At 67.1% G+C, this 21,586-nt stretch carries 16 protein-coding genes; 6 read left to right on the forward strand and 10 right to left on the reverse strand.

Features of this window, described 5'->3' with window-relative positions; genetic code table 11:
* Positions 1-42: 42 nt before the first annotated feature.
* On the reverse strand, positions 43-1,713 hold the full coding sequence (locus B5X73_RS18810; RefSeq protein WP_036110943.1) for an APC family permease: 1,671 nt from the start codon (positions 1,711-1,713) through the stop codon (positions 43-45).
* Between the two features lie 160 nt (positions 1,714-1,873).
* Here B5X73_RS18810 and B5X73_RS18815 point away from each other — a divergent pair, with 160 nt between their 5' ends.
* On the forward strand, positions 1,874-2,254 hold the full coding sequence (locus B5X73_RS18815) for a hypothetical protein (protein WP_036110945.1): 381 nt from the start codon (positions 1,874-1,876) through the stop codon (positions 2,252-2,254).
* A gap of 65 nt (positions 2,255-2,319) precedes the next feature.
* Here the strand turns inward: B5X73_RS18815 and B5X73_RS18820 are convergent, their stop codons facing one another.
* Positions 2,320-3,702: an L-serine ammonia-lyase gene (locus tag B5X73_RS18820; RefSeq protein WP_043695454.1), complete on the reverse strand. Its 1,383-nt coding sequence runs from the start codon at positions 3,700-3,702 to the stop codon at positions 2,320-2,322.
* Positions 3,703-3,775: 73 nt separating this feature from the next.
* Here B5X73_RS18820 and B5X73_RS18825 point away from each other — a divergent pair, with 73 nt between their 5' ends.
* The gene (locus B5X73_RS18825; protein ID WP_036110948.1) at positions 3,776-4,000 is read left to right on the forward strand and encodes a glutaredoxin family protein; all 225 of its coding nucleotides are present in this window, start codon (positions 3,776-3,778) and stop codon (positions 3,998-4,000) included.
* A gap of 20 nt (positions 4,001-4,020) precedes the next feature.
* On the opposite strand, the gene B5X73_RS18830 is transcribed toward B5X73_RS18825, so the two are convergent.
* The 5 genes from B5X73_RS18830 to B5X73_RS18850 form a co-directional block, all read right to left on the reverse strand.
* Positions 4,021-5,310: a GTP-binding protein gene (locus B5X73_RS18830; protein ID WP_254857336.1), complete on the reverse strand. Its 1,290-nt coding sequence runs from the start codon at positions 5,308-5,310 to the stop codon at positions 4,021-4,023.
* A gap of 61 nt (positions 5,311-5,371) precedes the next feature.
* A complete protein-coding gene (locus B5X73_RS18835) occupies positions 5,372-5,923 on the reverse strand; it encodes a YceI family protein (RefSeq protein ID WP_254857337.1) in 552 nt (183 codons plus the stop codon).
* A 5-nt stretch (positions 5,924-5,928) separates the two neighbouring features.
* Positions 5,929-6,513, reverse strand: coding sequence for a cytochrome b (locus B5X73_RS18840; RefSeq protein ID WP_079522881.1), 585 nt, complete (start codon positions 6,511-6,513; stop codon positions 5,929-5,931).
* Entirely contained in the window at positions 6,497-7,123 is a 627-nt protein-coding gene (locus B5X73_RS18845) for a YceI family protein (RefSeq protein WP_079522882.1), read from the reverse strand. Before B5X73_RS18845 ends, B5X73_RS18840 begins: the two co-directional genes overlap by 17 nt.
* A gap of 104 nt (positions 7,124-7,227) precedes the next feature.
* Positions 7,228-8,682 carry a GTPase gene (locus B5X73_RS18850; protein ID WP_079522889.1) on the reverse strand — a complete coding sequence of 485 codons (1,455 nt, stop codon included), beginning with the start codon at positions 8,680-8,682 and terminating at the stop codon, positions 7,228-7,230.
* 115 nt (positions 8,683-8,797) lie between these two features.
* Here B5X73_RS18850 and B5X73_RS18855 point away from each other — a divergent pair, with 115 nt between their 5' ends.
* Positions 8,798-12,301: a hybrid sensor histidine kinase/response regulator gene (locus B5X73_RS18855; RefSeq protein WP_176167895.1), complete on the forward strand. Its 3,504-nt coding sequence runs from the start codon at positions 8,798-8,800 to the stop codon at positions 12,299-12,301.
* Positions 12,302-12,312: 11 nt separating this feature from the next.
* Here the strand turns inward: B5X73_RS18855 and lptG are convergent, their stop codons facing one another.
* Together lptG and lptF are read right to left on the reverse strand one after the other, a co-directional pair.
* A complete protein-coding gene (lptG, locus tag B5X73_RS18860; protein WP_036110964.1) occupies positions 12,313-13,410 on the reverse strand; it encodes an LPS export ABC transporter permease LptG in 1,098 nt (365 codons plus the stop codon).
* On the reverse strand, positions 13,410-14,513 hold the full coding sequence (gene lptF / locus B5X73_RS18865; RefSeq protein WP_043695441.1) for an LPS export ABC transporter permease LptF: 1,104 nt from the start codon (positions 14,511-14,513) through the stop codon (positions 13,410-13,412). Before lptF ends, lptG begins: the two co-directional genes overlap by 1 nt.
* Before the next feature lie 97 nt (positions 14,514-14,610).
* Between lptF and B5X73_RS18870 the strand changes: the two genes are divergently transcribed.
* Positions 14,611-16,104 carry a leucyl aminopeptidase gene (locus B5X73_RS18870; protein WP_079522884.1) on the forward strand — a complete coding sequence of 498 codons (1,494 nt, stop codon included), beginning with the start codon at positions 14,611-14,613 and terminating at the stop codon, positions 16,102-16,104.
* Between the two features lie 10 nt (positions 16,105-16,114).
* Complete coding sequence (locus B5X73_RS18875; RefSeq protein WP_079522885.1) at positions 16,115-16,537, forward strand: DNA polymerase III subunit chi; 423 nt, start codon at positions 16,115-16,117, stop codon at positions 16,535-16,537.
* 171 nt (positions 16,538-16,708) lie between these two features.
* Here B5X73_RS18875 and B5X73_RS18880 read toward each other — a convergent pair whose 3' ends face one another.
* On the reverse strand, positions 16,709-19,468 hold the full coding sequence (locus B5X73_RS18880) for a valine--tRNA ligase (protein ID WP_079522886.1): 2,760 nt from the start codon (positions 19,466-19,468) through the stop codon (positions 16,709-16,711).
* A gap of 79 nt (positions 19,469-19,547) precedes the next feature.
* On the opposite strand from B5X73_RS18880, the gene B5X73_RS18885 reads away from it, so the two are divergent.
* Positions 19,548-21,473 (forward strand): DNA repair helicase YoaA, encoded by a 1,926-nt coding sequence (locus B5X73_RS18885; protein ID WP_079522887.1) that lies wholly within the window; start codon positions 19,548-19,550, stop codon positions 21,471-21,473.
* Positions 21,474-21,586: the final 113 nt, after the last annotated feature.

The raw sequence follows: 21,586 nt of genomic DNA on the forward strand, positions 1-21,586 counted from the left end.
GTAGTCGGGATCAAAAAAAACGCCCCGAGGGGCGTTTTTTCGTTACCGGCGACCGGTGACTGCTTCGGCCTCATCCGCGCTGGGCGGAAGGACGGGGCCGCCGCCGGAGTCCTCGTCATGGTGGAAGCGCGCGGCCTCGACCATCGGGGTGCGCCAGCCGGAGGCGACGCCCCAGAAGTAGAAGATCACACCGATGACGGCGACCACGGCCAGGTCGTAGCCGTAGGGGATGAAGTCGCGGCCGCCGAAGGTCTTGCTGCCCGCCCAGGACACCAGCGCCAGGACCGGCAGGTAGACGATGAGCCACCAGGCACCCCTGAGGTGGCGGCTGAAATCTTCCCAGCCCGATTTGGCGGTGTAGTAGAAGTAGATCGGCAGGGCCACGACCATCAGCAGGATGATCTCGCCGGTGAGCGGCCACTTGGCCCAGTACAGCAGCTCGGTCGCGAAGATGAAGGCCAGCGCGGCGAGGATGGGCAGGCCGGCGATGCGCAGCGGACGCTTCAGTTCCGGCGCGGTGCGGCGCAGGGTCATGACGCTGACCGGACCGGTGAGGTACGAAATGATCGTCGACACCGAGATCACCGCGGCCAGGGTGCCCCAGCCGCGGAAGAAGAACAGGAAGATGAAGCTCACGACGAGGTTGAGCCACATCGCCGGGCGCGGGATACCGAAGCGCGGGTTGATATGGCCGAAGATCTTCGGCAGCTGACCGTTGCGCTCCATCGCGTAGATCATGCGTGCGGTGGTGGCGGTGTACGTGGCGCCGGTGCCGCTGGGGCTGACGAACGCATCGGCGTACAGCAGGATCGCCATCCAGTTGATCATCAGCGCCGTGGCGAGCTGGGCGAACGGCGAAGCGTATTCCAGACCCGCCCAGCCCTTGCCGAGCTGATCGGGCGGTACCGCGCCGATGAAGGCGACCTGCAACAGCACGTAGACCACGGTGGCCAGGAGGATCGAGCCGATCACCGCGAACGGCACACTGCGGCCGGGATTGCGCGCTTCACCCGCCAGATTCACGGGGCTCTGGAAACCGTTGAAGCTGAAGACGATGCCGGAGATGGCCACGGCGGTCAGGATCGAGGAGATGTCGATCGCGTGAGTGCCGCCATGCGCGCCGATGTCGAAGTTGCCGGGGTTGTAGCTCGTGGCGATCAGCGCGATACCGGTCGCGGCCGGAACGACGAGCTTGAATACCGTGATCGCCGTGTTGCTCTTGGCGAACAGCTTCACGCTCCAGAAGTTGAGGAAGAAGTAGACCATCACCAGCACCGCGGCGATCGCCAGGCCAGGCGGTGTCAGCTCACCGTGACCGGCGGTGACCACGTACAGGCCCTTGGTCCACTGCGCCCATTCCCAGGGCCATGACGCCATGTACTGGACCGAGGCCTCGGCTTCGACCGGGATGACCGAGACGATGGCGATCCAGTTGGCCCAGCCGGCGATGAAGCCGACCAGCGAGCCGTGCGAGTAGTGGCCGTAGCGAACCATACCGCCGGATTCGGGGAACATCGCACCCAGTTCCGCGTAGGTCAGGGCGATGAAGAGAATGATGACGGCGCCGATGATCCAGGCGTAGACGGCGCCAGGGCCGGCGAGCTGGGCGGCGTGCCAGGCGCCGAAGAGCCAGCCCGAGCCGATGATCGAGCCCAGGCCGGTGAGCATCAGGGCGAAGGCGCCGACATCGCGGCGGATATGGTGATGTGACATACAGACTCCGGTCGGACGGGGCGGCGAGAATCCACCCCGGGGCGGCACAAGGGCCGGATAATGACAGCCCGGGCCGCAACTGTCAGCCATCGTTCCCCTACGTACACGGGGCGCCGCATCGATATACACTGGCCGACGCGGTAGGGCTAAAGGGGTTCGGATGCGTTCGAAGGTGGTCGCCAGCGGCATGTTGTTCTTTGCCTTGACGGTATGTGGCATTGCCGCAGCCGATGAGGCGTGGACCGACAAAGGCCGGCTGATCGATTCCGAGTCCTACGACCGCACCGCCAAGGGTTTTTACTTCACGCTGTACCCCGGTGAAGACCCGGTGGAGTCCGTGCGGCGCTGCGCCATGACCATGCGCGAACTGGGTCATCTGGCGTCGGTGTCGTGCTTTGCGTACACGAGCAAACAGCGCTTCGATACGCGCCGCGGAAAATTGAGAATTTGCTACACCGCCGTCGCCAACTGGTGGGGCGAAGACGAGCCGGTGAGAGTCGAAACGGTCGACCGGCTGCCGCGGGATTGTCCGGTTCGCTAGGGACTTTCCCGCTTCATCGCTTTGTTGGCTTTTCGCGCGCGGGGCGCGCTCCTACCTGGGCCGCGTCAGCATTCGATGACGTTGACGGCCAGACCGCCGCGCGATGTTTCCTTGTATTTGTCCTTCATGTCGCGCCCCGTGTCGCGCATGGTCGCGATGACCTTGTCCAGCGAAACGTGGTGCTTGCCGTCGCTCTTGAGCGCCATGCGGCTGGCGTTGATCGCCTTCACCGCACCCATGGCGTTGCGCTCGATGCAGGGAATCTGGACGAGGCCACCGATCGGGTCGCAGGTCAGGCCCAGGTTGTGCTCCATGCCGATCTCCGCGGCATTCTCGACCTGGGTCACGCTGCCGCCCAGCGCGGCCGTCAGACCGCCGGCCGCCATGGAACAGGCCACGCCCACTTCGCCCTGGCAGCCCACTTCGGCGCCGGAAATCGACGCGTTTTCCTTATAGAGAATGCCGATGGCGCCTGCGGTGAGCAGGAACTGGATGACGCCGTCTTCCGATGCGTTGGGGCAGAAGTGGCGGTAGTAATGCAGCACCGCCGGGACGATGCCCGCGGCGCCATTCGTCGGCGCCGTCACCACGCTGCCGCCGGCCGCGTTTTCTTCGTTGACCGCCAGTGCGTACAGGTTGACCCAGTCGAGGATGGTGAGCGGATCGCGCAGCGCGGCTTCCGGCTGCGCGCGGAGCTCGGCGGCCATGGCGGGGGCACGGCGATTGACCTTCAGACCGCCCGGAAGCACGCCGGGCGAACGCAGGCCGCGGGACACGCAGTCCTGCATGGCCTTCCAGATGGTCAGCAGACCCGCGCGGGTCTCCGCCTCGGGACGCCAGATGCCCTCGTTGCGCATGACCAGCTGGGCGATCGTGAGGTTGTGCTCCTTGCACAGCGAGAGCAGCTGGTCGCCGGTGGAATAGGCGAAGGGTTGCTCACTGGTGTCGGCGACGATGCGGTCTTCCGCGGCTTCGTCCGGATTGACCACGAAACCGCCACCGACCGAGTAGTAGTCGCGTGTGGCCAGTTCGTTGCCGTCCGCATCGTAGGCCGAGAAGCGCATGCCGTTGGTGTGGAACGGCAGTTTCTGGCGCTTGTTGAAGACCAGGTCGACCTTTTCGTCGAAGGGAATCTCGTGGCGACCGAGGATCCGGATGCGCCGGGTTCCGCGGATGCGCTCGAGGGTCGCCGGGATGGTGTCCGGATCGACGCGATCGGGCCACTCGCCCTCGAAACCGAGCAATACCGCCTTATCGGTGCCGTGGCCGCGTCCGGTCATGGCCAGCGAGCCGAACAGCTCGCAACGCACGCGCGCTACGCGCTCCAGTACACCTTTTTCCTCCAGCCAGTGTTCGGCGAAACGCGCGCCGGCGCGCATGGGGCCCACCGTGTGCGAGGAGGACGGGCCGATGCCGATCTTGAAAAGGTCGAAAACGCTGACTGCCATGGCTGGGGAAGGTTGGCTATGGGGATAGCCGGTTATTCTACGCCGCGACGCCCCTGGCCCCATACACCCGCGCATGTCCGACTTCACCTTGTTCCAGCGAGATGACTGCCACCTCTGCGATCAGGCGCTGGAGGTGTTGGCGCAGGCGCGGTTGCCGGATTTTTCGTCGGTGTGGATCGATGAGGATGAGGCGCTGGAGAGCAGGTATGGGACGCGTGTGCCCGTATTGCGCCGGGGCGACGGGATGGAGCTGGACTGGCCGTTCGATGTGGCGCGAGTCAGGGCTTTCGCGGGCTGAATCGCCAGCGGGGCTGGCTCCTACCGGTGCAGGCGCCTGAGGATTTCCTCGCGCGCCTCGCGCAGGATGGAATCGCGGTCGAGTCCGGCCACGATCTCCGCGACGGCGCGCTTCGCCCCGTGCTCACCCCATGATTTTCCTGCGATGAGATAATGCTCAGCCGCCCGGCCGATCAGCACCGTCGCGTACCAGCCGAGCGCGCCCTGCGCCGCGGCGGTGACCACGACGGACACGCCGCCGCTGAGGCCCTTGAGTGCCGAGGCGACCAGCTGCATGCCCCAGACGGCCCCCATCAGTGCGGCCAGCTGCACCGAAATGGTCGCGACGAGTTTTCCGGATTCGCTCCGGGTCAGGGGCAGGCCGTAGACCCGGCCGAGCTGCACGACCATGGCCGCGTCCAGGCCGCCCGCCAGCAGCAGGTCGGCCACCGGTACCGGATTCAGGGCCACGGCCACCGCCTTGGCGACGCAATACTGGCGGATGACCCCGGACGCGACCTCACGACGCGTCGCGGCGACGCGCTCGCTGATCTGGTCGGTGAGCCGCCCGGCGAACAGCCCGGCGTTGATCGCCGAAAGCGTCTTGCCTTCCCGTTCGGCGATGGCCAACAAGCGTGATTTCAACGCCGTGACATCGGGCGGGCGCGGCTCGGACGACAGTCGCTCGTGGCCGCTGGCGTCGAGTTCGACGACCGACCGGGAGGACGGCTGGGCCGCCACGGCGATCACGTCCTCGCGCCGGACCAGTGTCGCGGTGTGCTGGCGCAGTCTCTCCAGCAGGCCGTCGCGCTCGTCGTCGCTGTAGCGATCGACCTTGTTCAGTGCGACCAGCAGCGGACGACGGGTGGTCGCGAGCGTGCGCAAGGCATCCCGTTCGTCCCGGGTGAGGTCACCGTCGGCAACGAAGACGATGAGGTCGCTGACCTCGGCGACTTCAAAGGCGAGTTTCTCGCGCGCCTCGCCGCCCAGCTCGTTGATGCCGGGCGTGTCGATGAGAACGAGTCCCGCATTGGCGGCCTCGTCGAGGCGGGCCGCGTCGGCTTCCGTCGTCGTACCGTGCAGCACGCCGACGGTGAACGCCTCGCGGCCAAGCAATGCGTTGCCCAGCGCCGACTTTCCCGCGGACACGCGGCCGAACACGGCGACATGCAGTTCGTCGCGTTCCAGACGATCCAGCATGCTTTCGATGCGGCGGAAGTCCGCCGCCATCGCATCGCGCACGCTTGATGGAATCGACGGATCGTCGAGCAGTCCGCGCAGGCTCGCCGCGACGGCGCCGCCGCGCTCGTCCGTCGCCGCAGCGCGAGGCACGCCGCGCCGGAAACGGTCGGAGAGACCGCGCAGGCGATCGCGGAAGCTACCCACCGTCGCCTTACTTGGGCAACAGGTTGAGCCAACCGTTGACCAGTACCTCGTCGGCGATGGTCGAGGTGTCCTTGTAATCGCCGCTGCCCACGCCGAAGTCCAGGCGCTTCAGGGTACCGGTGACGGAAAGACGTGCGCCGCCGGCGTTGGGCGAGAACACGACCTTCAGTGCGACCGGCTTCGTCACGCCGTGCAGCGTCAGGTTGCCGTCGGCGATGACGTTGCCCTTGACGTCCTTGCTGAAGCCTGTCGTGACGTAGTGCGCCGTGGCGAACTTCTTGACGTCCAGGAAATCGGACCCCGGCAGCGCGTTGTCGCGGTCGCTGTCGCCTGTCTTCGCCGTGGCGGTATCGACGGTCACGTCGAATTTCGACGCGGCGAGATTCGCGGCGTCGTAGCTGATCGCCGCATCGAACTTGCCGAACGTGCCGTCGAACTGCTGGCCCTGGAACTTGCCGCTGAAACCGAGCGTGCTGCCGGGGCCGACCTTGTAATCCGCGGCGGACGCGGCGAACGGCAGGGCCAGCGCGACGGTGAGGGCGGACAGGCGGCGGATCATCGGGTTCATGGCGTATCTCCGGGAGGGGTAGAGGTGTTCCGCTTTGCACGGCCGAACGGCAGCATGCGGCGGAGTGTGTCGTCGCGGTCGATGAGGTGGTGCTTGAGCGCTCCGCCGACATGGGCGACGAGCACGGCCAGCAGGAACCAGAACAACCAGACGTGGACGGTGCCGAGCGTGTCGGACAGTCCGGGATTCTTTTCCACCAGCGCCGGCAGGTTGAACTGCTTGAAGTACTGCAACGGAAAACCGTGCGCCGAATTGAACGCCCAGCCCGACAGCGGGATGGCGACGATGAGCAGGTAGAGCAAGCCATGTACCGCATGCGCGGCGATCTTCTGCCAGTGCGGTGCCGGCTCATCGGGTGGGCGACGGTCCACCGCGCGCCACATCAGGCGGAGCAGGAACAACGCCAGCACGGTGAGTCCGATCGACTTGTGCAGGGCGAACATATTGATCTTCTGCATCGACGGCTTCAGGCCGTCCATCCAGAGGGCGAACGCGCCGTTGCCGAGGATCAGCAGCGCCATGACCCAGTGAAAGGTCTTGGCGACGGTGCTCCAACGGGAGGTGTCACTGCGCAGGGGCATCGGGGGTTTCCTTGTCGGAGCGGGTCTGGGCGTCGCCGCCACGGATGGCTTCGATCTCGAGCCATACACTGACGTCGTTGCCGATGGAATTCTTGTTCGAAGTCATTCCGTACGCCGCGCGATCGAGCGTCACGGTGGACGAGAAGCCGGCCACGGTATGCAAGCCGTAAATGGTCTTGCCGATACGGTTCACCCGGAACGGAAGGTCGAGGGGCAGCGTCTTGCCACGCAGGGTGAGCTTGCCGTGGACGGTGCCTTCGTCGTCGGATTTCTTTTCGACCGAGTCACTGACGTAATGCGCGGTTTTCGCTCGGTCGCTGTCGAGCAGTGACGTACCACGTACCGCCTTGTTCCACTCGGCGTCGCCCATGTCGACGGAGGCGAGATCGATGGTCGCGTCGACCGAGGACTTCGACCAGTCGTCCGGATCGAAGCGCACGATGCCCTCGGTGACTTTCAGTCGGCCAAAGGATCGCGAGAAGCCGTTGTGCTCGACGTTGAACACGACCTGGCTGTGCACCGGATCGATCCGGTAAGCCGTGGTCGCGCCATGCGCATACAGAGGCGCGATCGCGAAGAGGACAGCTGGCAGGAAGCGGGCGTTTCGCATGAGGGGAGCCGGTTCCGGACGAGGGCCGCGCCGCGGCCGATACGAGGCAGTGTGGCCGAGCGGGCGTCGCTTGTCAGCCCGCCCGTCGCGAACGCATCGTTCACTTAACGATCCCGCAAGGCGTCGCCGGTGAGTTCGGCCAGCCGGCGGAGCCGCGAGCCGCTGGCGTCGCCGAGCAACTCACGCATGCGCTCGCCCGCATCGGCCTGGTCGAGGGTATGGCGTTCGGCAAGCGTGGCGGCCAGCGCACGGCCGAGGCTGTCGAAGATCAGGGCATAGGCGAAGGCGTGCAGCACGCCACCACCCAGCGTTCCCAGCCCCGGAAACGCCTTGAGCGCGTTTCCGGCCACCGCAAGCACGATCGATGTGCCGGTTCGCAAGGTCATGCGGGCCTGTCGCAGGAGATTGTCGACGTCGACGTCGGTAACGTTGACGCCGTACAGGTCCGCCAGGGTCCGCACGAGGCCTGCCGCCAGAGCGCCCTGAATCACGAGGTCGGTGCCGGGTGCGACGGCGGCCATCGCGCCCACGATGGCGCGTCGCGCGTAGCGCGCGACGATACGATCGGCTTCCGCGGCTCGGTGGGCTTTTTCGTACTCACCGGTACGTTCGTGTACACGTGCGAGCACCGCGTTTTCGCGCAGCGCCTCGAGGCCCTGCGCACCCGGCGCGACAAGCCGCGCGATGGCATCCACGAGGGCATCGACGTCAGGCTTGCGTCGGCGTGTGACGTCCTCGGTCGTGCCATCGGCGAGACGGCGGGTGAAGCGCTCCTCGCCCCCCGCACTGATCGCGACGACGGCGTCGGGAATTCCGGTCGTCTGGCTGCGCACCTGCCGCACGATGCGCTCACGGTCTTCCGGCGACCACTGGTCCGCCTTGTTGATCGCAAGCACCAGCGGCTTGCCGAAGTCGCCCAGCCAGCGCAGTTCGTCGCCCTGCGTGCGCGTGAGGTCGCCGGCGCAGACGTACACGACGGCGTGCGCACGCAACGCCTCGTCGCGTGCCATGCGTTCGCGTGCGTCGCCGTCCGCTTCGGCCGAACCGGGGACGTCCGCGAGCGTCCATTCCCCACCGCGAGGCATGGCCCCCTCGAAGTGCGTCACCTCACGTGTCGTGCCGCCGCGCACGTCGCTGTCCGGGCGCGCGTCCGGTATCAGCGCGGCGATGAGCGACGACTTGCCCGTGGATATCTCGCCGAAGACCGCGACGTAGAGTTTCTCGCTGGCGCGACGCCGGTCGAGTTCGCCGAGTTCGTTGCGAATTTCCTCAACCTCGGAGCCGGATTCACGAAGCGTCTGCAGGCGCGCTTCCAGCGATGCACGGTCCGGTGCGACCACCGGTCCACGAGGTCTGCGGGGACGCAGCCACCAGAAGCCGACCGCGATGCCGCCCCCCGCGAGCAGCGCGATGGCGATGCCCAGCAGCCAGCGCAAGCCCTCCGGCAAACCCATGAAACGCTGGGCCAGCGCCAGTCCGCGGTCGATCGCCGCCAGCAGCAACCAGGCGAGGGCGGCGAAGCCGATGGCGGCGATGAGGAGGCGCAGGCGGCGTGACATGCGGCCATTCTACGGGCAAGCGCAGCGGTTCATGCCTACAGTCCGTCGGGACGTCAAGTCGTGCGGAGAGCTTCAGCCGCATGCCATGATCGGGTTCGAACCAGGAACCCGGCGTATGCACCACACGCTCTTCGCGAGATGGATTCTCGTGGCCACGATCCTCATGGGCGTGGCCATCCCCACATCGGCAGGCCTCACGACGGCGCCGATCCCCACCCCCCAGTTCCGCAGTTACGGCTTGCACGAGGGCTTGCCCAGCAGCAAGGTGCAGGCCGTGGTGCAAGATGCGCGCGGATTCATCTGGGTGGCCACCGCCGCCGGGTTGTCGCGGTTCGACGGCGTGGAATTCACCGTCCCGCGCATCGGGCCTCGCCGGGAACACGCGATGCCGACGGGCGGCTTGTCGGTGCTCTTCGTCGACCATGACGACAGGATCTGGATGGGCGGAGCCGAGTCGGGTCTGGGCCGCTACGATCCCGACACCGGCGTCTTCGTGCAGTGGCGCGACGGGTTGACCAGCGACGACGTCCGCGCCATCGCGCAGACGCCCGATGGCGCTATCTGGGTCGGTTCGGCGAAAGGTCTCGATCGCATGCGCGCCGACGGGAGCGCCCCGGAGCGAGTGGGCGACCTCCGGGGCGGCGCGGTCAACGCATTGCATGTCGCCGACGACGGGCGCCTGTGGATTGGCGCGGATACCGGCCTGTTCGTGGCGGACAGCGACGGCAGGGTGTCGCCACGCGCGTTCACGGACGGCAGCCCGGTGCGCGTGCAGGGTATCGGGGGCGGCCCGGCGGAACTGCGGATCGCCACCGATCGCGGCCTGTTTCGTCTGACCGCCGACGCGCGTCCCGTGCGCGAACGCCGTGTCGCCGCAGGCAGGGTGTTCGGCACGCTGGCCGACAGTCACGGCATTCTCTGGATCGCGTCGGCGCAGGGTCTCTCGATGCTCGACCGTTTCGACCGGATGCATGACGTGGCTGGTTCCTGGACCGCCGCAGGCGGTCTCCCTGGCCGCACCGTGCGCGGCATGCTGGAGAACCGGGAGCACGGCCTCTGGTTCGCGCTGAGCGATGGCGGACTGGCGTATCTGGGCCCTTCGTGGGACGACTTCACCCGTTTTTCCCATGTCGCCACCGACCCGCACACCTTCCCCGGCCGCACGGTGACCGCGGTCGCGGCGCGCGAAGGGGGAGGCCTGTGGGTGGGCGGCTTGCGTGGGTGGATCCGCGGCTTCGATCCGGCGACCGGTCACACATCGCCCGGATTTGAACTCGGTGCGCCGCGCATCCAGTCGCTGCTCGCGCTGCCGGGGCAGCGGCTGCTGATCGGTACCGTGGACGGTCTCACCGTCGGCCGCGGACGATCCGCCCAGCCCGTTCTGCGCAGCACGATCGACCGCCCGGTCACCACCATGGCTTCCGGGCCGCGCGGTGACGTCTTCGTCGCCGCACTGGATGCCGGCCTGTTCCGGGTCGATGCCGACCTCGGCCATGCAGCGCGCGTTCGCTTCGCCGAGACGCCGAGGGGCTGGGCCGATACGCGCCAGATCGAAATGGTCGACGGCGATCTCTGGCAGGCGAGCCTGGCCGGCCTGGCCAGGCAGGAGCGCGCGACGGGAGAGATGCGTTTCATCGAAGGCGTCGCGCGCGGGAGGATCAACGCGTTCGAACCGGACGGCGACGGCTTCTGGGTGGTCCGGCCCGACGCGCTCGAGCGGTTCCACTGGCAGGGCGCGAGCGCCGTACGCGACAGACACATCGGTGGCGCCGAAGGCTTCCCCTCCACCGAGATCCTCAACCTGCGTCGTGACCGTGGCGGACGGCTCTGGTTGTACGGTCAGACAGGCGTGTGGCGTTTCGACCCCGAGCATGGCCGCTTCCGCTCGTTCGGCATGGCCGACGGCCTTGCCAGCGGGGAGTTCACTCACGCCACCACGGTGCTGCTCGACGACGGCAGCATGTATGGCGGGACGCTCGCCGGCCTCGTCGGGTTTCGTCCCGACGCGCAGCGCGATCACGTCCGCCGCCCGACCATTACCGTGCTGGGCGCGACGGTGTCGCGTCATGGTCGACGTGAAGTCCTGCCCATCGAAAACGGCACCCTGAACCTGGCGTGGGACGATCGCGAGCCGCGTCTCTCCGCGCGCGTCCTCTCGTTCGTCCACCCGGATCGCAACCACGTCAGGTTCGAGGTTCGCCGCGACGATGACGCCTCGCCCGTTCGGGTGGCCAGCGACGGGGAGCGCGTTTTCGAGGGTTTGCCGGCAGGCAGGTATGCCATGTCGATCACGGGCGCCGGCCGCGACGAGCTCAGCCCGGCGCTTCCCGCCGCCTTTGTCGTGGTGATGGAAGCGCCGCCATGGCAGCGCTGGTGGGCATGGGTCGGATACGCGCTGCTCGCGACAGCCGCGGTCGTCGCGGTGCTGCGCGGGACCCGGAGGCGTGTGCGTCAGGCGATGCGCATGCGGCTTGCCGAACATCAGCGACGCATGGCCGAGGAGGCGAGCGCGGCGAAGACGGAATTCATGGCGACCCTGGGTCATGAAATACGCACTCCCATGACCGGCGTGCTCGGCATGGCCGAGCTGCTGGCGCGTACGCCGCTCGATGACGCGCAGCGCGGCTATGTCGATGCGGTGCGGCGCTCGGGCGACACGTTGTTGCGTCTGGTCAACGATGCGCTCGACATCGCCCGCATCGAATCGCGGCGACTGGTGCTCGAGTCGGACTGCGTGTCCATGCGATCGGTCGCGGACGAGGTGGTGGCCCTCGCCGCGACGAGAGCGCGTGAGAAAGGACTCGCACTGACCGTCAGTGTGGACGCCGCCGTGCCCGCGACGCTGCGCGGCGACGCGGTCCGCCTGCGTCAGGTACTGCAGAATCTGGTGAACAACGCGGTGAAGTTCACGGAAGCGGGTGGGGTATCCGTCGTGCTGTCCGCATGCGCCGGCTCGCTCATCATGACGGTGTCCGACACCGGGCCGGGCATGTCGGCTGAACTTCGCGCCCGGCTGTATTCCCGGTTCGAGCAGGGTGCCTCCCCGCGGCGCGCGGAAGGATCGGGACTCGGCCTCGCCATCTGCCAGGAGCTGGTCGCGCTGATGGATGGATCGATCGAGGTGGCGAGCGAACCGGGCTGCGGCACCCGTTTCACGGTGAGCCTGCCGATGCAGCCGTGCGCCTGTGCGGGTCACACCTGCATGCCCGCGCCTTCGTCGGTTGGCACGCCGGGCGGATGGCGCGTGCTGCTCGTCGAGGACGACCCCGTGGTTTCGGAAGTGATCGCGAACCTGCTCCGGGCGCGCGGCCATCTGGTCGCCGCGGTGAGCGATGGCCTCGCCGCGATGAGCGAATTGTCGGCCGGACGCTACGACGTCCTTCTGCTCGATCTCGACCTCCCGCTGGTCGATGGCTTTCAGATCGCCCGGATGGTCCGCCGTATCGAGGCGATGGCGAGCCTGCCGATCGTCGCCGTGACGGCACGTTCGGCGGGGGATGAGGTCAGCGCGATACGCGAGGCGGGCATGGACGCGCTGCTACGCAAACCCATGAGTGGCGATGAGATGGACGCCGTGCTCGAGCGTGTGTGCAGGACGCCGCTCGCGGCGGCGTCCTGAGGTGTGGTTCGCTAGCCGAAGCGTCTGAAGTAGGCGAGGGCGCCTGCGACCAGCAGCGTCGTCGGTAACAGGTTGGCCAGCAGCGGCGGCATGCCGTAGACGGTGCCGAAGTTGACCATCGCACCCTGCAGGAAGTACCAGCCGATCGCCAGGATGATGCCGATGAAGAGGCGCTTGCCGAGGCCACCGGAACGCAGCGAGCCGAAGGCGAACGGCATGGCGCACAACACCAGCACCAGCGTGTTGAGGGCGAACAGCGCGCGACCCCAGAACGCGACGGCGTACACGCCCGAGTTCTGGCCGTTGTTGTCGAGGTAGCGGATGTTGCGCCGCAGATCGGCCATGGACAGATACTCGGGGTGGATCACCGACTGCTCCAGCACATGCGGATTCAGGCGCGAGGCCCAGGTCTGCGTGTCCTGGTTGGTCGAGTGCGTACCCTGGTCGTCGAGCGTCGTCGTGCGGACCTTGCTCATGATCCACTTGTTGCCGTCATGCGTGGCGCTATCGCCATGCGAGAAGACCGACAGCTGCCCGTCCGGCGTGAAGCTGTAGACGCGCACGTCGACGAGTTTCACGGTGGTGCGGTCACCGTCCTGCACGGCGATGGCCGACTTGGCGTTGATGATCCTGCCGCCGTCGCGCGCCCACAGGCCGCTGCTGGTCGAGCCGAGATTGCTCGAGCGCATGCGTACCTGGATGGCCTGCGCATGCTGGTCGCCGTAGGGGGCGGCGGTTTCGCCCATCACCACGACGGCGAGAGTCAGCACGGCGATGACGCCCGCCGCCGATCCCGCGATACGCAGCTTGGACATGCCTGCCGCGCGGAGGGCGGTCAGCTCGCCGGTGGCGGCCAGTCCGCCCAGGCCGAGCAGGCCGCCGATCAGCGCGGCATTGCTGAACATCTGATACAGCCGGCGCGGCAGCGTCAGCATGATGTAGGCGATGGCGTCGTACAGCGAGAAGCCGTTCTTGCCGATGTTGCCCAGCTGGCGCACGAACTGCAGCAGCGAATCGAAACCCGCCAGTACCAGCCAGACCAGCAGCAGCGTGCCGAGCACGCTCATGGCGATCAGGCGGTCGGCGCGCTTGACGGTGAGGGTGGCCATTACGCGGCTCCCTTAACGCGACGCGGCGTGTTCTGCTTCCAGAAGTACCAGGCGGCCACACCGAATACGACCAGGTGCAGGATCCACACGGGCACGGAGGTGTGCAGGTGGCCCTTGATGATCTGGGCGCGGGCGATCAGCTGCCAGATGACATAGAGGAAGTAAGTGAGCACGGCGATCAGCAGGCGGCCGTAGCGGGCGTCGCGCGGGGCCTGCTTCGACATCGGCAGCACCATCATCATCAGGACGAGGGTGCTGACCGGCGCGGCGAAGCGGGAGACGATCTCGCCGAGGGCGTCCGGCGTGCCCGCCTTGATCAGCTGCGACATGGTGGATTCGTGAGCGGGATCGGTGTCCTCGTCGTCGTCGACGATGGACGACAGCGAGGCGTCGTTACGCTCGTACTTCATGCGGCGCCAGTTGTCGGCCGCCAGCGGCACCTCGAACTGCCAGCCGTCGTACAGGGCGAGGAAACGGTTCTGGCCGTCGCTCTCCTGGTACATGCGGCCGCTCTTGGCGCTGACCACACGGACCTGCGGGTTGCCGTCGCTGTCGGTGCGGTCGGTGGCCAGGAAGGTCTTGCCCAGTACCGTGCCGTCACGGCTCAGGGTGTCGACGAAGATGATGCCGCCCTTGCCGGGCAGTTCGGTGAAGCGGCCGGCGTCGAGGCCGGCGGCGATCACGGACTTGTTCGCCGCCGCGATGACCTGGTCGGCGGTGCGTGCCGACAGCGGCCCCAGCCAGAGCGAGACCAGGCCGACCACGATGGTGGCGACGACCGCCAGCAGGGTGACCGGGCGCAGCATGCCGCGCGGACCCATGCCGGACGAGGCCAGGACGTGCATCTCGCTCTCGCGGTACATGCGCCCCAGGGCTATCAGGGTGCCCAGGAAGGCGGACATCGGCAGCAGCGTGGAGAGCAGGTCCACCATCTGCAGGCCGAGCACCTCGAACATGACGGAGGGCTGGATGCTGCCGTTGGCGACCTTCTGCAGGACGTTGGCAAAGGCGCCGCCGGAGAAGATGACGAGCAGGACCACGGCCGTCGCAATGACACCGTAGGCAAGTTCGCGCAGGAAATAGCGGTCGAGGATGCTGAGCATTTGGTAGAATTGGCGGTTCGTGCCGCGTCAGTCCTGGCCGGCAAACCACAAGTCTAGCCTGTCCGGGCCCCGGCGGGCTTTTGCAGGACCATCAGATATGTCAGTTCAGTTCAGCCTCGGTTCCAGCGCTCCCGAATCGACCGCCACCCCGGTCGCGGTCGTCGGTGTCTACGAGAACGGTGTCCTGACCAGCGCCGCGGCGCGGATCGACACCGCCGGTCAGGGCGCCATCAAACGCCTGGTCGAGGCTGGCGACATCACCGGCAAGGTCGGCAACCTCGTCACGCTGCTGCACCCGGCCGGTGTCGCCGCCGCCCGCGTGCTGGTGGTGGGCCTGGGCGCCCAGAAGACGTTCGACGCCGCCCGCTACCAGCGCGTCACCCTGGAAGCCGCCCGCGCCGTCGGTCGCCTGCCGGTCACCGAGGCCACCAGCTGGCTGCCCGAAATCGACGTGCCGGGTCGCGACGCCGCCTGGCGCGTCCGTGTCGCCGCCCTGGCCACCGACCATGCCGCCTACCGCTATACCGCCACCGTCAAGCCGCGCGACAAGGCGCTGCCGGAGCTCGGCACGGTGAACCTGGTCGGTCCGGCCGATGGCGAGAACGGCCTGGCCGAAGCCCGCGCGATCGCCGAAGGCGTTCGCTACGCCAAGGAGCTGGCCAACCTGCCGCCCAACATCTGCAACCCGGTCTACATCGCGGATCAGGCCAGGGCGTTCGCCGAGGCTCATGAAGGCGTCACCTTCGAGGCCCTCGACCGGGCCGATATGGAACGCGAAGGCTTCGGCTCGCTGCTGGCCGTTGCCCGCGGCTCGGCCAATCAGCCTCGCCTGATCATCCTGCAGTGGAACGGCGGCAAGGACGGCGACAAGCCGTACGCCTTCGTCGGCAAGGGCATCACCTTCGACACCGGTGGCATCAGCCTCAAGCCGGGTCCGGGCATGGAAGAAATGAAGTTCGACATGGGCGGCGCCGCCGGCGTGCTCGGCGCCTTTGTCGCCGCCGTGAAGCTCAAGCTCGCGGTCAACCTCGTCTGCGTCGTCCCGGCCGTCGAAAACATGCCGGACGGTGACAGCTATCGCCCGGGCGACGTGCTGACCAGCCTCGCCGGCATCACCATCGAAGTGCTCAACACGGATGCCGAGGGTCGCCTGATCCTCTGCGACGCGTTGACCTACACCGGCAAGCGCTTCGACCCGCATACCATGATCGATGCCGCCACCCTCACCGGCGCCTGCGTCGTCGCGCTGGGCAAGCATGCCAGCGGCCTGATGACCAAGGACGAGTCGCTCTCGGCCGAGCTGCTCGCCGCGGGTGAGTCCACCCTCGACCGCGCCTGGCGCCTGCCGCTCTGGGACGATTACCAGAGCCAGCTCGAGTCGGGCTTCGCCGACGTGGCGAACATCGGCGGCAAGTACGCCGGCGCGATCACGGCGGGCTGCTTCCTGGCGCGCTTCACCGAAGGCCGTCGCTGGGCGCACCTCGACATCGCCGGCACCGCGTGGGACGAAGGCCGCAAGGGCATGGCCACCGGCCGTCCCGTGCCGCTGCTGACCCAGTGGCTGCTCGACCGCGTCGCGTCGGCCGGCTGATCCCGCCACGATGCCGCGCGCCGACTTCTACCTGATCGACAAGCCGCGCTTCCGCGAGGATCCCCTGCTGCTGGTCTGCGAACTCGCCAAGCGCGCGTTCGGCGCCCAGCAGCCGACCCTGATCCTCACGCGGGACTTCGAACAGGCTGAGGCGATCGACGAATACCTCTGGGCTTTCGACGAGGATGCCTTCATCCCCCATCAGCTCGCGGGGGATGACGACGACGCCAACACGGCGGTGCTGATCGTGCCGCCGGGCGTCGAGGCCGCGGACCGGCCGATGGTGATCAACCTGCGCGATGTCTGCGCCCCGGGGCACTTCGACCGCGTGCTGGAAGTCGTGGCGGCGGATCCCGCCGAGCGCGAGGGGTCACGGGCGCGGTGGACGGAATACAAGAAAGCCGGGTTTGAAGTGAACAAACACGACATGTAAAAGAAGAAACCCGCCTGATGGCGGGTTTTTTTATCGGTGACGTCCCATGTAGGAGCGCGCCCCGCGCGCGAAAAGCCAACGAAGCGATGAAGCGGCACCCCGCTGAAGCGGCACCCCATCACCGCCTTGTAGGCTTTTCGCGCGCAGGGCGCGCTCCTACCCAGCTGGGCGCTACGCGCCCAGCTTTTTCGCCTGCTCGCGCATCGCATCCGCCTGGCGCGTCCAGTCAGCAATGCGCTGGCGCTCCTGCTCGACCACTTCAGCCGGTGCGTTGGCGACGAAGTTGGCGTTGCTCAGCTTGCCTTCGCATTTGCGCACTTCACCCTCGATGCGGGCGATTTCCTTCGCGAGGCGTGCCTTCTCGGCGCCGACGTCGATCAGCCCCTCCAGCGGAATCAACGCTCGCATGCCACCGATCACGGCGGCAGCGGCGGCAGGCTCTTCGCCTTCGACCCAGACCGGCGTTTCGACGCGGCCGAGGAACGCGATCTGCGCGGCGAACTTGGCCGCACGTGCACGATCGGCCGCGTCGCCGTCGGCGAACAGCAGCGGAATGACTTTGCCCGGCGCGATGTTCATCTCGGCGCGGATACGACGCACGCCGGTCAGCACGTCCTTGACCCATTCGACCTCGGCGGTCGCGTCGTCGTCGCCTTCGACGTCCGCGGCTTCCGGGTAGGGGCGCAGCATGATCGTTTCGCCGTCGATGCCAAGCAGCGGGCGCACGTTCTGCCAGATTTCTTCGGTGACGAAGGGAATCAGCGGATGCAGCGCACGCAGCAGCGTCTCCAGAACGTGCACCAGGGTGTAGCGGGTGGATGCGATGGCGGCTTCGTCGTTGCCGTTCAATGCGGGCTTGGACAACTCGAGGAACCAGTCGCAGAACTCGTTCCAGGTGAACTCGTACAGCGCCTGCGACGCGAGGTCGAAGCGATAGGCCGCGAGCTGTTCCTTGACCGTGCCCAGCGTGTCGCGCAGGCGGGTGAGGATCCAGCGTTCGGCTTCGGTCGTGGGCTTGACCGGTGCGATGCGCGCTTCTTCGCCGAGGTTCATCAGCACGAAGCGCGACGCGTTCCAGAGCTTGTTGACGAAGGCCTTGTAGCCGCCGGCACGCTCCAGGTCGAACTTGATGTCGCGACCGTGCGTCGCCAGCGAGGCGAAGGTGAAGCGCAGCGCATCCGCACCGAACGCGGGAATGCCGTCGCCGAATTCCTTGCGCGTCGACTTCTCGATCTTCTCCGCCATCTTCGGCTGCATCAGGCCGCGCGTGCGCTTGGCCAGCAGGTCGTCGAGGCTGATGCCGTCGATGATGTCGAGCGGATCGAGTACGTTGCCCTTGGACTTGGACATCTTCTGGCCGTCCTTGTCGCGGATCAGGCCCGTGACGTAGACGTCCTTGAACGGGACTTCGCCCGTGAAATGGTCGGTCAGCATGATCATGCGGGCGACCCAGAAGAAGATGATGTCGAAGCCGGTGACCAGCACGCTCGACGGCAGGTAACGGTCGAAACCGAGTTCGGCCTGGCGCTCCGGGTTCGGCCAGCCCAGCGTGGAGTGGCTCCACAGGCCCGACGAGAACCAGGTCTCCAGCACGTCGTCGTCGCGGCGCAGTGCACCCTCGTAGCCCTGCGCAACCGCCTTGGCGGAGGCTTCAGCCTCGTCGCGCGCGACGATCACGCTGCCGTTGTCGGTGTACCACGCCGGGATGCGATGGCCCCAGGTCAGCTGGCGGCTGATGCACCAGTCCTGGATGTTGCCGAGCCAGTGGCGGTACGTGCTGATCCAGTTCTCGGGCACGAACTTCACGTGGCCGTGCTCGACCAGTTCGAGGCCGCGCGCCGCCAGCGTGTCCATCTTCACGAACCACTGCCACGTGAGATACGGCTCGATGACCTGGCCGCTGCGATCGCCGCGCGGCACCTGCAGCTTGTGCTTCTTCGTCTCGACCAGCAGCTCGGCCGCTTCGAGATCGTCGAGCACCGCCTTGCGCGCGACATAGCGGTCCAGTCCGCGATACTTCTCCGGCGCGGCGTCGTTGATCCTCGCCTCGTCGGTGAGGATGTTGATCATCGGCAGGTTGTGGCGCAGCCCGATGGCATAGTCGTTGAAGTCGTGCGCCGGGGTGATCTTCACGCAACCGGTGCCGAAGTCCTTCTCGACGTAGTCGTCGGCGATGATCGGAATCTGCCGGTCGGACAGCGGCAGGCTGAGCAACTTGCCGATGAGATGCGCGTAGCGCTCGTCTTCCGGATGCACGGCCACGGCCACGTCGCCCAGCATCGTCTCCGGACGCGTGGTGGCGACGATCAGTTCACCCGAGCCGTCGGCCAGCGGGTAGCGGATCGACCACATCGAACCGTCTTCTTCCTCGCTGACCACTTCGAGGTCGGAAATCGCGGTCTTCAGCACCGGATCCCAGTTGACCAGCTTCTGGCCACGGTAGATCAGGCCTTCTTCCGACAGGCGGACGAAGGTCTCGATCACAGCCTCGGACATGCCCTCGTCCATGGTGAAACGCTCGCGCGACCAGTCGCCCGAGACGCCCAGGCGGCGCATCTGGCGGCCGATGATGTCGCCGGATTCGGCCTTCCACTCCCAGATGCGGGCGATGAACGACTCGCGGTCGAAATCCGCGCGCTGCTTGCCTTCGGCATTGAGCTGGCGGGTGACCACCATCTCGGTGGCGATGCCCGCATGGTCGGTACCCAGCTGCCACAGCGTGTCGAAGCCACGCATGCGGTGGTAGCGCACCAGCGTGTCCATGATGGTGTGCTGGAAGGCATGGCCCATGTGCAGGGTGCCCGTGACGTTGGGCGGCGGCAGCATGATCGTGTACGGCGTGCCCTTGCCCGACGGCTTGAAATAGCCATTGGCCTCCCACTGGGCGTACCACTTCGACTCGATCTGGCTGGGCTCGAAACTCTTGTCCATGCGTGGGCTCTCGGATCGCGCCGTGAAGGGGCGCTCTTTGGAAGACGAAAAGACGGCCATTGTAGGCGATACTTGCCGGATGACTGAACCTGAAGTGGCCGCGATCCTCGGCGCCGAAGGGCCTTTCGCCCGTGAAGTACCGGGATTCGCCCCGCGCGAGGCCCAGCAGCGCATGGCGGAGGCCGTGGCCGAAGCCATCGCCGAGCGCGACATCCTGATCGCCGAGGCCGGCACCGGCACCGGCAAAACGTTCGCCTACCTCGTTCCCGCCTTGATGTCGGGGCGCAAGGTGATCGTTTCCACCGGCACCAAGGCGCTGCAGGACCAGCTGTTCTTCCGCGATCTGCCGCGCGTGCACGCCGTGCTGGGCAGCCGGGCCAGAACCAGCCTGCTGAAAGGCCGGGCCAACTATCTGTGCCTGTACCGGCTCGACCAGTCCGTCCGCGAGGGCAACCCGGACCGGCAGCTGGCCTCCCAGCTCTCGGCGATCCGTGCCTGGTCGGCCCGCACCCGCCGTGGCGATCGTATGGAGATGGTCGATATCCCGGAAGATTCGCCGGTCTGGCCGCGGGTCACCTCCACGCCGGAAAACTGCCTTGGCGCGGAGTGTGCGTTCTTCGACGACTGCCATGTGGTGAAAGCCCGCCGCGATGCGATGGAAGCCGACATCGTGGTGGTCAACCATCACCTGCTGATGGCCGATCTGGCGCTGAAGCAGGAAGGCTTCGGTGAAATCCTGCCCGGTGCCGACGCCTTCATTCTCGACGAGGCGCACCAGATCCCCGAACTGGCCGGCCAGTTCTTCTCGCAAAGCGTCAGCGCACGGCAGATGACCGACCTGGCCCACGACGCGCTGGCCGAAGCGCAGGGGGTCACCGGCGCGACCAGTCAGCTGCTGGAACCGGTCGAAGTGGTGCAGGACCTGGTCAGGAGGCTGCGCCTTGCCATGGACTCGCTGCCGCCGAAGGGGCCTTTCGGCGCCCTGGATCGCGACAGCACCGTCCACGATCTGCTGACCGAATTGCGCGATGTCATGGCCGCGCTTTCCGATCTGCTCGGTTCGCTGGGGGAGCGCTCGCGCGGCCTGGCCAATGCCTTCGAACGCGCGCAGATGCTCAGCCTGCGGCTCGACCGCATCGCGGAGGAACACTCGGCCAGCGACGTGCGCTGGTACGAAACCTTCCCGCGCGGCTTCGCGTTGCACGCGACGCCGCTGGACCTCGCTTCGCCGCTGCGCGCGATGCGCATGGCGACGGATGCCGCGTGGATCCACACCTCGGCGACGCTGTCGATCGCGGGCGACTTCGGTCATTTCGCCCGCCAGCTGGGCATCGAGGATCCGCAGACGCTGCACGTCGAGAGTCCCTTCGATTACAAGCGCCAGGCGCTGGCCTATCTGCCGAAGGATCTGCCGGATCCCTCCGCGCGCGACTTCACCGACAAGGTGATCGCGGCGATCCGTCCCGTGCTGGACGCGTCGGACGGCCGCGCGTTCCTGTTGTTCACCTCGCACCGCGCCCTGCGGCGCGCCGCCGAGTTGCTGGAAGGGCGCGTGCCCTGGCCGCTGTTCGTGCAGGGCAGCGCGCCGCGCCATCGCCTGCTGGAAGAATTCCGCGCCAGCGGTCGTGGCGTACTGCTCGGCGCGGCAAGCTTCTGGGAAGGCGTGGACGTGGCCGGCGAAGCATTGAGCGTCGTGGTCATCGACAAGCTGCCGTTCGCGATGCCGGACGATCCCGTCCTGCAGGCTCGACTCGAGGCGCTCGAGGAAGCGGGCATCAATCCGTTCATGGGCTGGCAGGTGCCGACGGCGGTGATCGCGCTGAAGCAGGGCGCGGGGCGGTTGATCCGCGACGTGAACGATCGCGGCGTTCTGGTGCTTTGCGATCCGCGCCTCAGCACGAAGGGCTACGGCCGACTTTTCCTCGCCAGCTTGCCGCCGATGCCGCGTACGCGTGAGCTGTCGGATGTGACGGCGTTTTTCGCTCAGGGCGAATTGGCCGGTTGAGCCTGACCGGCCCCGCTTCGCGGCCTTGTCCAGTCGAAGCCCTCGCCTGCGGCTACCGGCCTCGAGGGTCACCCCCGCCGTCTCTTTGGTGTACCGAGGTGGGTTGGTGGTCG

The sequence above is a fragment of the Luteibacter sp. 22Crub2.1 genome, from assembly GCF_900167995.1.
Classification (GTDB): Bacteria; Pseudomonadota; Gammaproteobacteria; order Xanthomonadales; family Rhodanobacteraceae; genus Luteibacter; species Luteibacter mycovicinus.